At 68.6% G+C, this 12281-nt stretch carries 13 protein-coding genes; 2 read left to right on the top strand and 11 right to left on the bottom strand.

Annotated elements, in window-relative coordinates:
• Positions 1-49 precede the first annotated feature (49 nt).
• From AC5Y7V_RS13610 to AC5Y7V_RS13595, 4 genes are all read right to left on the bottom strand, one after another.
• Positions 50-1462 (bottom strand): hypothetical protein, encoded by a 1413-nt coding sequence (locus tag AC5Y7V_RS13610; protein WP_499880548.1) that lies wholly within the window; start codon positions 1460-1462, stop codon positions 50-52.
• A gap of 19 nt (positions 1463-1481) precedes the next feature.
• Entirely contained in the window at positions 1482-2840 is a 1359-nt protein-coding gene (locus AC5Y7V_RS13605; protein WP_499880547.1) for a hypothetical protein, read from the bottom strand.
• A gap of 21 nt (positions 2841-2861) precedes the next feature.
• A complete protein-coding gene (locus AC5Y7V_RS13600; protein WP_499880546.1) occupies positions 2862-4316 on the bottom strand; it encodes a condensation domain-containing protein in 1455 nt (484 codons plus the stop codon).
• 234 nt (positions 4317-4550) lie between these two features.
• Entirely contained in the window at positions 4551-5735 is a 1185-nt protein-coding gene (locus tag AC5Y7V_RS13595) for an acyl-CoA dehydrogenase family protein (protein ID WP_499880545.1), read from the bottom strand.
• A 158-nt stretch (positions 5736-5893) separates the two neighbouring features.
• Between AC5Y7V_RS13595 and AC5Y7V_RS13590 the strand changes: the two genes are divergently transcribed.
• Together AC5Y7V_RS13590 and AC5Y7V_RS13585 are read left to right on the top strand one after the other, a co-directional pair.
• The gene (locus AC5Y7V_RS13590; protein ID WP_499880544.1) at positions 5894-6271 is read left to right on the top strand and encodes an NYN domain-containing protein; all 378 of its coding nucleotides are present in this window, start codon (positions 5894-5896) and stop codon (positions 6269-6271) included.
• Positions 6271-7212, top strand: a complete 942-nt coding sequence (locus tag AC5Y7V_RS13585; protein WP_499880543.1) for an NAD(P)H-dependent flavin oxidoreductase — start codon at positions 6271-6273, stop codon at positions 7210-7212. Before AC5Y7V_RS13590 ends, AC5Y7V_RS13585 begins: the two co-directional genes overlap by 1 nt.
• Here the strand turns inward: AC5Y7V_RS13585 and AC5Y7V_RS13580 are convergent.
• The 7 genes from AC5Y7V_RS13580 to AC5Y7V_RS13550 all read right to left on the bottom strand — a co-directional run bounded on the left by AC5Y7V_RS13580 (position 7193) and on the right by AC5Y7V_RS13550 (position 12267).
• Complete coding sequence (locus tag AC5Y7V_RS13580) at positions 7193-7498, bottom strand: DUF4333 domain-containing protein (protein WP_499880542.1); 306 nt, start codon at positions 7496-7498, stop codon at positions 7193-7195. The genes AC5Y7V_RS13585 and AC5Y7V_RS13580 overlap by 20 nt on opposite strands.
• An 82-nt stretch (positions 7499-7580) precedes the next feature.
• The gene (locus AC5Y7V_RS13575; RefSeq protein WP_499880541.1) at positions 7581-7946 is read right to left on the bottom strand and encodes a DUF732 domain-containing protein; all 366 of its coding nucleotides are present in this window, start codon (positions 7944-7946) and stop codon (positions 7581-7583) included.
• Positions 7947-7959: 13 nt separating this feature from the next.
• On the bottom strand, positions 7960-8619 hold the full coding sequence (locus tag AC5Y7V_RS13570) for a CAP domain-containing protein (RefSeq protein WP_499880540.1): 660 nt from the start codon (positions 8617-8619) through the stop codon (positions 7960-7962).
• A 15-nt stretch (positions 8620-8634) separates the two neighbouring features.
• Positions 8635-9117 carry an Rv1363c family protein gene (locus AC5Y7V_RS13565; RefSeq protein ID WP_499880647.1) on the bottom strand — a complete coding sequence of 161 codons (483 nt, stop codon included), beginning with the start codon at positions 9115-9117 and terminating at the stop codon, positions 8635-8637.
• Positions 9118-9140: 23 nt separating this feature from the next.
• Positions 9141-9683 carry an Rv1363c family protein gene (locus AC5Y7V_RS13560; protein WP_499880646.1) on the bottom strand — a complete coding sequence of 181 codons (543 nt, stop codon included), beginning with the start codon at positions 9681-9683 and terminating at the stop codon, positions 9141-9143.
• Between the two features lie 37 nt (positions 9684-9720).
• A complete protein-coding gene (locus AC5Y7V_RS13555; protein WP_499880539.1) occupies positions 9721-11151 on the bottom strand; it encodes an MCE family protein in 1431 nt (476 codons plus the stop codon).
• Entirely contained in the window at positions 11152-12267 is a 1116-nt protein-coding gene (locus AC5Y7V_RS13550) for a virulence factor Mce family protein (RefSeq protein WP_499880645.1), read from the bottom strand.
• Positions 12268-12281 lie beyond the last annotated feature (14 nt).

Genomic DNA, 12281 nt, shown 5'->3' with positions numbered 1-12281 from the left:
AACCCCTCATAGTCTGGCCGCGAATGACTTTCGCCTGGTTAAACCGAATTTATGGCGCCAAGGCGGCCGCGTCTCGCTTGTCGGCGATACTCGGAATTACCCGCGATTCCACGGTTTTGCGCGTTGTGCTCGCCGTCGCGGGGCACGCAAAGCCGATCGTGGCATCGAGCGAGAAGTCGCTCAGCGCGTCCGAAAGGTCCCGGCGCAAAGCGTCATTGGAGGTGGGGCGGCCCGGTTGATACGCGACGACCGAGACGAAGACCTGCCCGTTCGCCCGTCCGGACGCCAGGGACAGCATTCCGCCGAACCGGTCCATGACGGCCGTGGTCGCGTCGGGATGGGGCGCCTTGATCGCGAAGTGGTCGGCGTCCGTGCCGTCCGGTCGGCAGACGGCCGGGTTGAGTTCGCCGATGTTGGAGGCGACGACGGCGGTGGGGCTCCCGGCCGCCACGCCGACGATGCGCCGGATCAGCCGCCGCGGCATCAGGGGAACCAGGGGCAGCAGTTCGCGCCGCTGGTCGGGCGTGTCCCGAAGCCGCGTCAGCGCGCGCTTGGTCGCGGCCCGGATCTCACGCAGGTCGGTCGCCACGGGCGCGGGGTCGACGGCGACGTCGGCGTTGGCGACGGCGTTGGCGCGGGTGTCGCCCGCGGTGCGCTCGTTGACAGGGATCGACAGGGCGACCCGGCCGTCGTCGGTGACGCGTCCCGCGCGCCGGGCCAGCCCGGCGGCCAGCCCCGCGAGCAGGGTGTTGCTGGTCCCGCCGAGCGCTGCCGCGCGGGCGTCCCACTCGGCGGCGTCGACAAAGACGGTTTCCGTTGGGAGCGTGACGGGTCGGTCCGGGGCGGCGGGGAGCACCCGCGGCTGCCCGGCCTGCGCGGCGCCGGCCCGCGCCTGTCGCGCCACGCCGGCCAGGGCCCGGGCGATGCCCGGGATGTCCCGCGCGGTTTGGCGGGCGTCCTCGCGCAGCGCCTGCCACCGCCCGCGCGACGCCGCGGCGGGCCAGCCGATGCGATCGGGTCGGCCGCAAGCCGCGTCCGCCAGCGCGTCGCACAGCCCGATGCCGTCGGTGAGGGCGTGCGGGATCACCAGGCTGACGCCCGCGCCGCCGTCGCTGAACGGCAGCATCGCGAGGTGCCATTCGGGTCCGCGCTCGGCGTCCAGCGGGGTCGCCGCCTGCTCGCGCAGCCAGGCGTCGAACTCGGCGCGCGGCCTCGGCGTGGCGACGATCTCCAGCCGGGAGCGGCCGCTGGTCGACACCCAGCGGTCGCGGCCGAACGGCAGGGCCGATCGTTCGATGCGCCGCGACAGCCGGCCCCGCAACAGGTTTCGGTGAAATCGCCGCAGGCCGTCGACGTCGATCTCCCGGTCGTACACCCAGACGCACTGCAGCTGGCCGAGGACGCCGGTCGCCCGGTCCAGGCTGGAGAAGGTCTGGTCGAACAGGTCGAGTGTGTTGTTCATTGTCTTCACTCCGTGTCGGTCAGATCGCCTGGGCCGCAAAGGGGCGCGACCGGTCATCGATGAGGTTGAGCGAGAATTCGTCCAAGACGCTCGAAATGGCTTGGCGCAGAATCGCCGTCGAGTTGTTGCGGCCGGGCTGATACGCCTGCACCGAGATGAACACCTGTCCATTCACCCGCGCCGACAGCAAGGCCAGCACCCCGCCGATGCGATGCAGCGTCGCCTTGGTCATGCCCGGGTAAAGGGACGTCACCCAGACGAAGTCGGCGTCGGTGCCGTCCAGCCGGTTCACCGCCGCCGGGGCGGCGCCGATGTTGGACGAGACGACGCCGGTCGCGGTGCCGGTGGCGACCCCGACGCATCGCCTGGCGATCCGCTTGGGCAGCAGCGGAACCAGCGGCAGCAGCGCCTCGCGCTCGTCGGGCACCTCCTGACGCTGGATGAGCGCGCTCTTGATGGCCGCGCGGATCTCGCGCAGGTCGGTCGCGGCGGGCCCCGGGTCGACCGTGACGTCGACGTTGGCGACGGCGTTGGCGCGGGTGTCGTCCGCGGTGCGCTCGCTGACGGGGATCGACAGGGTGACCGAACCGTCCGCGCCGATCCGTCCCACCCGCTCGGCGAGGCGGGCGGCGACGCCCGCGAGCAGCGCGTTGCTGGTCCCGCCGAGGGCGTCCGCGCGGGCGTCCCATTCGTCGGCGTCGATGAAGATCGTCGCCGTCGGGATGGTGATGGGGCCGTCCACGGCCACGGTCACGGGCGGCGGGCCGGCGGGTGCGGCGCCCGAGCGGTTACGCCGCGCGAGTCGCGCCGCGGCGGCCGCCGCGACCATCGCACGCCCGACGCTCGGGACGTCGCGGGCGGCTTGGCGGGCGTCCTCGCGCAGGGCCCGCCACCACCGGCGCGACCCCGCGGCGGGCCAGTCGATGGCGCTGTCGTAACCGCAGGCCGCTTCCACCACCGCCAGGCAGCCCGCCATGCCGTCGGCCAGGCTGTGCAGGGCGACCAGGCTGACGCCGGCGCCGCCGTCGGTGAACGGGAGCACCGCGAGACGCCAGCCGGGACCGCGCTGGGCGTCCAGCGGCGTGGCGGCCTGCTCGCGCAGCCAGGAGTCGAATTCCTCGCGCGGCCGCGGCGTCGCGACGATCTCGAGCTCGGACTCGTCGCTGGGCGACACCCAGCGGTGACGGCCGAACGGCAGGGCCGAGCGTTCGATGCGGCGCGACAGCCGCCCCCGCTGGAGGTGGCGGTGGAACCGGCGCAGGCCGTCGATGTCGACGGCGCGGTTGTACACCCAGACGCACTGCCCCACGCTGGTGACGTTGGTCGCCTCCTCGAATCGGAAGACGGTTTGGTCGAACAGATCGAGTACATTGCTCATTTCGGTTGGTCCTTTCTGTGTTCAGAGGCTGATGACCGGGATGCCGTGATTCGAATTCGCGTGCTCCGCAACGGCATCCACCCAATCCGAGGTGGTGTTGACGGCGTACGCGAACGCCTGGGTCAGCGCCGCGAGGTAGCGATGCACCGACTTGCGGGCCGTCGCGTTGTCCGGGAAGGAAATCGTCGCGGTGGTCTTGTCGGTCTGCCGGTTGATCCACAGGTTGATTCCGCCGTGCGACAGGCTGTCGGCGTAGGTTCCGAAGTTGGTCTGCTCGAACAGGGTGGCGGCGGGGATCTTGCGAAAGTCCATGAAGGACACCATCATTGCCCGCGCGGTGGGCGGCGCGATCCCCAGCGGGGTCGCCAGCTCGAGCGCTCGTTCCACCGGCACCCCCGCGAGGTGCTTGGCGCCGTCGTATGACTTCTGGGCCGCCCGCGCCGCCTCGGCGAACGTGGTGGCGCCGATCGGCACGGTGACCGGAACCAGGTTGGCGAACCAACCCACGGTCATCGAGTCGACTCCCGGCGTCCGCGTGTCGTACGCCGTGAAACCGTGGTAGGTCTCGGTGCCGGTGAACTCGTGCTCGGCCAGGGCCGCGCACGCCAGCACTCCCCCGCTGAACCGGGCGCCGGCGGCGTCGCAGGCGAATTCGAAGGACTCGGTTGCGGTGGCGTCCAGCAGGTCGACCGTCAGGAAGACACCCTTGTTGCCGGCCTCGGTGTCGCCGACCGGAAGCGGGAAGCTCGGCCAGTCGCCACGGGTGTCTTGCGCGAACTCGATCCAGCCCCGGATCCCCGGGGAGGAGGCGGTCAGGCTCGCCACCTGCTCGCGCTGCCGCGCGGCGTAGCTGCGGTAGCTCGCGATGCCCGGGAGGACGGGGGCCTCCGCGGCCTCGTCGCCTTGGGACAGCTGCTCGTACATCAGGTTGATGTCGAAGAAGATCAGGCCGGCGGACATGCCGTCGATGTGCAGGTGGTCGATGCTGGCGTAGAACGTGAAGTAGTCGGCGTGCTGGATGACGCCGAACGTGAAGCAGTCCCACTCAAGCGTTTCCGGCGTGGTCGTCAGCGCGTGCGCCCGTATTTGCTCGGTGCCCATCCGCCCGAAGTCGGTCGGCACCAGGTCGATGACGGCGGGGTCGTCGATCATCCGGCGGACCGGGACGCCGTCGCGAAATTCGAACCAGTCGTGGTAGGCGTCGTGGCGGCGGACGTGCGCATTGATCGTTTCGGTCATCGCCCGGATGTCGCAGACGCCCGGCATGTCCCAGGCCACCACCATCAACCGGGGCAGCCGAACGCCCTTCGCTTTTGCCTCGTAGGCCGCACGAAGATGGCGGCCGCGCTGGTAGGTCGGTGCCAGATCGCTGCGCCGCGCATCCCGGGCCGCCGCCCGCGCCGCGGCCGAAGCCGTCCACGTGATAACCGAGCCGTCGCCGGGCTGCCATCCATTGATGCTGCCGAGTGTGACCATTTTCCCGTCCCCTTTTTATGCCGCGGATTTCCGACGAATTCCCTTCGCGCTAGTGCGAATTGGGTTTCGACGAGGCATTTGTGCGGCGTATTCGGTTGTTTGCTGAAACCGAACTTACGGCGCGGCAGAGGCCCTGTCGCTGTTGTGGGCGATAGTCGAAATAAGCGACGATTACGTGCTTTTGCGCATTGTGCTCAGCAAGGCGCGCGGGCCGTTAAGGGGTCAGGGCGGGGGCTACAGCCCCGGCTGATCTTCGATGATGCCCAGCCAGATCTGCGCCACATCGATGGCCACCTTCTCGCTGATGAAGGCGTGCTGGGTGCCGGTGTAGATGTCGCGGAAGGCGCGCTCCAGGCGACTGCCCTCGCGGATCGAGCTGGTGCCCGCCACCAGGTGCGCCCACTCGGCGCAGGCCCGGGCCGTGTCGGTCGCGTAGACGGCGGCCACCCGCATGTCGGCCCGCAGCGCCGGCGTCAGCTCGTCGCCCGCGGCGACGGCGGTCTCGGCGGTGGTGAACGCGTCGAGCACCAGCAGGCGGGCGGCGCGCCAGGCGGCCCGGTGGTGCGCCAGCCCCTTCTGGAACGTCGGGCGGCTGGCCAGCGCCGCCATGTCGCTCATCCGGAACTTCGTGGCGGCCAGCTCCTGGACGTCGTCGAGCATGCTCTTGGAGACCCCCAGCGCCCACGAGGCGTGACCGGCGGCCGTCACGGGCATCAGCCCCATCCGGGTGGCCGGCGACGTGCCCCGGTACGGCTGGCGGACGAACAGCTCGAAGGTGCGGCTGTCGGGCACGAACACGTTCTCGGCGCTGTAGTCATAGGAGCCAGTTCCCTTGAGCCCCTGCACGAACCAGCCGTCGTTGAAGCTGATCTGGTCGCGTGGGATGACGGCGACGCGCATCTCCGGGAAGCCCTCGCTGATCCAACGCATCTCGCCGTTGTCCATCGGAAAAAACCCGGCGGCGACGTATTGCGAGTGGCCGATGCCCGAGCCGAAGTTCCACGACCCGCTCACGGTGTAGCCGCCGTCGACCACGGTCCCCTGCCCGTTGGGAAAGAACTGGCCGCCCAGGGTGACGCGGTTGTCGTGGGCCGTGAACACCTCGGCGAAACCCTCGGCGGGCAGGTACGCCGCGGCGGCGAACGACGAGGGCAGGTTGGCGATGCCGATCCACCCGAACGACCCGTCCTGCCAACCCATTTCGATCCAGGTTTCGATCATCGCGGCGAACGAGGGTTCGACGCCGCCGGCCTCGACGGGGTTGAACGAGGACATCAGCCCGCTGGCCCACATCTCGTCGACGATCGCCGGGGTGAGCGTGCGCGCCCGCTCGGACTCGGCGGCTTCGGCCCGCACGAGGTCGCGCATGCCACGGGCCAGCGAGGCCACCCGATCGTCCGTGTCGGCTATCGACGTCATTGTCGTTTCCCATCATCGGTCGGCAGAAAACTGATATCAGTGACCGTAGTTAATACCATTGCTGTGCCTTTCCGGGCGGGCAGTCAGGAATTAGTCGGTGCTGACGGTTCTCGCGTCGGTGTGGACTCACACTCAACGCGGTGCCCTACGGTGTGTCTGTGCGGTGGATCGTCGACGGCATGAACGTGATCGGGAGTCGCCCCGACGGTTGGTGGAAGGACCGCGGCGCGGCGATGGCCGCGCTGGTGGAACGGCTCGACCGATGGGCATCGGTCCAAGGAGAGGACGTGACCGTGGTGTTCGAGCGACCACCGGCAACCGCCATCACTTCAACGGTGATCGAGGTCGCCCATGCCCCGAAGGCGGCGGCGAACTCGGCCGACGATCAGATCGTCCGCCTGGTGCAGGCCGACGCCAGGCCACAGGAAATTCGGGTGGTGACCTCCGACAAGGGGCTGACCCTGCGCATCGCGGCCCTGGGCGCCTCGGTCTACCCGGCGGCGGGCTTCCGTGACCTGATCGACCCGCGCGGCTGATGAACCGCGTCTGCGAACTCGCGGGGATCGACGTCCCGATCATCCAGGCGCCGATGACCTACATCGCCGGCGCCCAGCTGGCCGCGGCGGTATCCAACGCCGGCGCGCTGGGCATCATCGAGACCACCTCCGACCAAGGCCGGGCCGACATCCAACGCGTGCGCGGGCTCACCGACCGGGCGGTGGGCGCCAACATCGCGCTGCTGTTCAACCGCGATCCGGCCGTCGTGGATCTCCTGGTCGCCAACGACATCCGCTTCGTCACGACCTCGGCGGGCGACCCGGCGCTGTTCACCGATCGCCTCCACGACGCGGGCATCACCGTCTTCCACGTGGTGGGCACGCTGGCCGCCGCCAGGAAGGCCGTCGATGCCGGCGTGGACGGGCTGGTGGTCGAGGGCGTCGAAGGAGGCGGGTTCAAGAATCGATTCGGCGCCTCGACCATGGTGCTGCTGCCCTTGGTCGCGGCCCACGTCGACGTGCCCATCGTGGCCGCGGGCGGGATCTGCGACGCACGATCCATGGCCGCCGCAATGGTTCTCGGCGCCGACGGCGTGCAGATGGGCACGCGGCTGATGGCCTCGGCGGAGTCGCCGGTGCACGCCAACCTCAAGCGGGCGGTCGTGGGCGCCGACGACACCGCGACCGTGCTGCTGCCCCTCGACGGCAAACGGATGATGCGGGTTATCCGCACCCCGGCCGCCGAAAAGATCGATTCCTCAACGTCTTTCGGGGAGGGCGGCGCGGCGCTGCAACGCGTGCAGCGGCTCTACTTCGACGGCGACATGGACGCCAGCGTCGCCAACACCGGTCAGGTGGCCGGCCGGATCGACGACATCGCGCCGGCCGCCGACATTATCAAGCAGATGTGGGCCGGGTGCCGCCGGGCGTTGGCCGCCACCGCCGATCGACTGGGACCGGCTACGACGGACGGCTTCTGACGTCGAACTCGACCCGCTCGCCGTCGACCTTGGTGATGCGCATGTGCGCGGTGTACGGCTTGCCCTCCGGGCCGGTGAAGTGACAGTCGAACTCCTGGCCGGCCTTGGCCTCCACGCCCGACGGACAGTGCACGTCGGTCGGGTGAAAGCCCGTCTGGCTGGACACGACGTCGACGACGGACTGCGCCGCGCCGTCGGGCTTGACCGTCGACTTCGCGTGACACGCGGTCAGCAGGACCGCCGTTGCGAACATTCCCGCCGCCGCCCGCGCGACAAGTTTCGTCATTGCTCACCCGCCGTTTCAACGGTTGACGATCGTGATGGGATCGTCAGGCTAACACGCGCGTTGCAGACACGGTCCGCGGTCGTTACCCCGCCGGGGGCTGGTAATGCGCGGCCGAGTTCCGCAGTTGCCAGATCTGCGCGGGGCACAGCAGATTAACCGCGTACGAGATCAGGTAGTTGGCCGCGTTCTCGTCGTTGGGCGTCACGGCGCTCTTGACGTCCCCCATCACTTGCGCGTAGCTGCCGCCCGCGGTGACCTTGGCGCAGATCCCTTGGCCGTAGCCGAGCGCGTCGTTGTTCGGAAAGGTGTAGTGGCGCCGCACCGTCACGTCGTACAGATACTCCACCTCGGGCGCCGGTGCGGCATGCGCCCACGGCGCCCGCGCCAGTGTGATGCCGCCGACGGCGGCGACGACGATCAAGGCGGCGGGCCAGGCGTGACCCTTCATGGCCGGCAGCCGCCTACTGCGGCGGCATCGCGGGCGGTGGGTAGACGCCGCGCAAAACCCATGGGAGCCAGTTGATGCCGTATTCGATCTCGTCGCTGGCGTCGTAGTCGGGACTGGGGTCGATGGGAATGTTCTGCTGCATTGCCACCACCGGTGGAGGTCCCGCTTGCGCCTTCGGTGCCGGGTTCGGTTGGTCGGGCTGCCCGTAGGCGGCCACCACGACGGTGCGATCCCGGCTGTTTTCCGACCACACCCCGATCTGGGTGTTGGCGCAATTGGACATGATCGCGAAATCGGCGGAGTTGTCGTACCACTGGTTGATCAGCTCGATGCCGCTGATCGCGATGGCCGGGTTGATGGCCACGGTTTCGGCGACCTTGCCGTGGAAGCCCGCGGCGTTCGCGCGATCCTGCGGCATGGACCCATCGGAACCGACGTCGCCGTCCAGGTTGCGGTTGTTCAGCACGTCGAGAGCGTGCCACTGGGCGGCCAGTTGCAGTTGCGGGTTGATCTTCACGTCGTTCGTGCAGCCCGCCTGATGTTGAACGGTGTACACGTTGGCGACGACGCCGTCGTTGAGCCGCTTGTTGTCGGCGTGCGCGGGGGGCGCGGGCAGCACTGCTCCAGCGGCCACCGCGGCCAGCGCGGACACGGTTTGCAGTCGATGCGGCATGTCGTCTCTCCCTGTCTAGACCGGGTCGAATTGCGAGATCAGCCAACGCCCGTCGATCTTGTCGAGAGTCACCCGAAGGCTGGATGCGGTGCTGGTCGGTGCGTCCTGGCCGACGATGATCGTCTGGTTTACGAAAAGCAGCACGACGGCGTGGCTGGAGGTCGCCGACTTCGAGGCGGCGGCCGGCACGGTGGCCACGGCGGAGATCTGCTTCTGCTTGGCACCCGGGATGACCACGTCGTGGGTGAGTTTCGTGTAGGCGTCCAGGAACGATCCCGTCAGCCTGGCACGCGCGGCCTCGAGGTCCTTCTGCACGGTGTCAGGCCGGTAGGACAGCAGCGCGACGGTGCCATCGGTGGCGGCTCGCACCGATTCTGTGCCGGCGGTGCCGGAGTCGCCGACCGAGCCGTCCTGCCATTTCAAATAGCCCGCCGCGCAGGCCAGTAGCAGTGCCAGCCCGGGCAGCAGCCCGGCCGCCACCGCGCGCGACCACCGGATCCGGCGCGGCGCCGTGATCGCGCTCACGACACGAACCCCACGTTGGAGACTTTGACTTGATCCCCGGCCCTTTGTACGGAGATTCGCATTCGCCACGCGCGCGGGGCCTGGTCCGGTTCGCCCGCGGTCGACGTCCGAACGGACACCGCCACCAGCGCCTGGGCCGTATCCTTCGCGTGCGACTCCAGGGCCGCGTCGGTGATCGTGCCCACCGTGGTCGCTTTCGCTTGCTTGAGCACTTCGATGAAAGGCTGTGCGCGCTTGGCGAAGTCGTTGTAGAAGTCACCGGTCGCCCCGTCCAGGATGCGGTGAACGTCGGCGTCGGCGCGCTGCCAATCGATCGTCGTCAGGTTGAGTGCGCCCTGTCTGGCCACCTGGAGAAATTGACTCCGCTGAGCCTGTACCTGCTGTGAATGGTGGACGCGAACGCCGAACCATCCCACCATCGCGGCCAGTGCGACCACGACCGCCAGGCCGAATGTCGCCGCACGCCGTTGTGCGGGCCGGGGTTCAAGCCCGCTCGGCGGCGCGGCCTCCGCCACTTCGCAACCCGCGGCTGTCGGCATACCGTCCTCCATTCCATCGCGATCGTGTGGTTCGCGGTTACTGTCCGCTGCCCGGCGGCAGCAACATCGCTTGCCACGTCTTGTCTTTCGGTGCGTTTTGCGCCAGATCGGATCGGGTGTACTGATGACCGTCGGGTCCGGTATAGGTTCCGGTCGCCGGGTCGTACTGGGCGGCCGCGATGGGTGGCGGCGAGGCGGGCGGCAGCTGCGGGATGTCCTGACCGGAGAGGGTCCCGTTGGGGTCGCCTTTCCAGTTGTTGCCGTCGTTGAGCGGAACGTACTGTTCGTTGCTCTCGCACATCTTCACGGTGGGTGCCCGCTTGCCGGGCACGGTTTCACAGGGGGTGTTGCGGGCGCCGCGCACGTTGAGCCACGAGTCCTGTGGCACCCGGCAATACAGGTCGCCCGCCGGGCGGCCCGGGTAGTCCTCGAACGTGGGGATGCGCTGCTGCTGGGCCGGCAGGAATCCCGTGGTGCACGGCGGCGGCAGGTTGAGGTTGAGGTTGAAGCTCAGGTACTGGCCGCGGTATGCCTGCTTGGTGTTCAGGTTGGCGACGATGCCGGCCTGGTCGGCGGCGACGGCCATCGGGAACACCACCAGCAGTTGTTCGATGTCGTTCTGGTAGGTCAGCGCGACCTGACCGACGCTGACCAGGTTCGCCAGCAGGATCGGCAACGTGGGTTGCACGCGCTCGATCAGTTGACGCGCCTCCCCCAAAGCCGGACCGCCCCGGTCGATGACGCCGCCGACGGCCGCGTCGTGCGTCTGCAATTCCGTTGTGACTGTGGCCAAGTGGGCCGCCCACCCCGCGATCGCGTCCGATGTGTGAGTCTGCGAATCGAGCACCGGCTGCGCCTGGTCGATCAGCGCGACCAGCGGGTCGAGGTTCTTGCGCGCGTCGATCGCGAGGTTGGACGAACCCGTGATGAGCCGGGAGAGTTCCGGCCCGAGCCCGCCCACCGCGGTGTAAGACTCGTCGATCACGGTGCGCAGGTTGTCGCGCGGGATCGCCCCCAGCGCGGTGTTCGCGGCACCGAGCAGGGCGTTGATGTCGGGGGGCACCGAGGTATCGGCGAGCGGAATGACGTCGCCGTCCCGCAGCGGACGCGATGTGCCGTTGCGGGGCAACAACTCGACGTACGTTTCGCCGATCGCCGTGTGGCTGTGCACCTCGGCTTTCAGGTCCGACGGGATGTCGATGCCCGATTTCAGGGACAGCGTCGCTTCGACGCCGGCGTCGGTCAGGCGCACCGATTCCACCCGGCCCACCTCGAAGCCGCGGTAGGTGACGTTGCCGGTGTCATACAGTCCGGCGGCTTGCGGCAGCTCCATCCGCACGGTGTAGCGGCCAACGCCGAACAGCATGGCCGGCAGTTTCACGAAGTGCAGGAACGTAATCGCCAGCACCCCCACCGCGATTACGGTGAAGACAGCCAGCTGAATGACGAATCGTCGTTGCAGATGCATCTAGGGCCCCTGGTCCTGCCGATAGGGGACGACCAGCGGGTTGCCCGGGGTACCCCGGTAGCCCGCGGTGCACGGGCTGGGGTACTGGCCGATGGTTCGGCCCCACTGCAACTCGAGCTGGGTCAGATGGCACTCCCACCGAGTGCCGGTGAACAGCCCCTGGTCTATTCGGCTGAGCGTGAGGTCGACGATCGCTGTCAGGTTGGCGTAGTCGCCGCGCTGAAAATTCTCGAATGTCTCGTTCGGGAAGGGGAAGGTGGCCAGCAGGCTGAGCGACCGCGTGAGGCTGGGACCGGCGTTGGCCAGCGACTCCAGGACGGGTCCGACCTGTTGTAATTCCTTGACCAGGTTCGTTTTTGTCTTGTCGACCGAGTCGACGGTCAGGGCGCTGAACTTACTCAGCTGATCGGCCGCCTCGACGAGATTGCCTCGCTCGTCGTTGAGCACCGCGAGCGCGTCGGGGATGGTCGCCAGCGCCCGATCCAGGACCGGTTGCTGGGCGGCGAACCTACCGACCAGCCCGTTGAGGCTCTCGGTCGCCGCGATGATGTCGCCGGACTGGTCGTTGAGGAATGCGGTGAATTTGTCCAGCTGCCCGATCAGGCCGCGCAGGTCTTGCTCGCGGCCCCGAAACGCGGTGCTCAACGCTTCGGTGATGTCCTGTACCTGACCCAGCCCGCCGCCGTTGAGAACCAGCGACAGCGCCGCCAACGTCTGCTCGGTGCTCGGGTAGGCGCCCCCGTGCGACAGCGGGATGACCGATCCGTCGCGCAGCTTGCCTTGCGGCACTTCGCCTTTCGGCATGCCAAGCTCGATGTGGTAAGAGCCCAGCAAGCTGGTCGTGCCGATCTTGGCCGTCGCGTTGGCGGGCAAGTCGACGTTGCCGTCGAGGCGCATGCTCACCAACGCGTGCCAGCCCTGGCGCTCGATTTTCGTGACATGGCCGACCGTCACGTCGGCGACGCGCACCCGCGAATTCTGCTGAATGTTGTTGACATCCGGCATCTGCGCCAGGATCACATAGGACCCCGGCCCGTTGCCCTGCGTGCCGGGCAGCGGCAGCGAATTCAGCCCGTGCCAGCCGCAGCCGGACAGGGCCGCGACGACCACGATCATCGCCAGGCTCGCCG

This window comes from Mycobacterium sp. NGS34, from assembly GCF_059812845.1.
Note: the sequence above shows the minus strand (reverse complement) of the source record. Positions and strands in the feature narration are given on the sequence as shown.

Excerpts from the sequence above, each read along its gene's own strand:
- AC5Y7V_RS13610 (WP_499880548.1), bottom strand. The coding sequence starts at position 1,462 with ATGAACAACACACTCGACCTGTTCGACCAGACCTTCTCCAGCCTGGAC.
- AC5Y7V_RS13605 (WP_499880547.1), bottom strand. The coding sequence starts at position 2,840 with ATGAGCAATGTACTCGATCTGTTCGACCAAACCGTCTTCCGATTCGAG.
- AC5Y7V_RS13600 (WP_499880546.1), bottom strand. The coding sequence starts at position 4,316 with ATGGTCACACTCGGCAGCATCAATGGATGGCAGCCCGGCGACGGCTCG.
- AC5Y7V_RS13595 (WP_499880545.1), bottom strand. The coding sequence starts at position 5,735 with ATGACGTCGATAGCCGACACGGACGATCGGGTGGCCTCGCTGGCCCGT.
- AC5Y7V_RS13585 (WP_499880543.1), top strand. The coding sequence starts at position 6,271 with ATGAACCGCGTCTGCGAACTCGCGGGGATCGACGTCCCGATCATCCAG.
- AC5Y7V_RS13580 (WP_499880542.1), bottom strand. The coding sequence starts at position 7,498 with ATGACGAAACTTGTCGCGCGGGCGGCGGCGGGAATGTTCGCAACGGCG.
- AC5Y7V_RS13575 (WP_499880541.1), bottom strand. The coding sequence starts at position 7,946 with ATGAAGGGTCACGCCTGGCCCGCCGCCTTGATCGTCGTCGCCGCCGTC.
- AC5Y7V_RS13570 (WP_499880540.1), bottom strand. The coding sequence starts at position 8,619 with ATGCCGCATCGACTGCAAACCGTGTCCGCGCTGGCCGCGGTGGCCGCT.
- AC5Y7V_RS13560 (WP_499880646.1), bottom strand. The coding sequence starts at position 9,683 with ATGCCGACAGCCGCGGGTTGCGAAGTGGCGGAGGCCGCGCCGCCGAGC.
- AC5Y7V_RS13555 (WP_499880539.1), bottom strand. The coding sequence starts at position 11,151 with ATGCATCTGCAACGACGATTCGTCATTCAGCTGGCTGTCTTCACCGTA.
- AC5Y7V_RS13550 (WP_499880645.1), bottom strand. The coding sequence starts at position 12,267 with ATGATCGTGGTCGTCGCGGCCCTGTCCGGCTGCGGCTGGCACGGGCTG.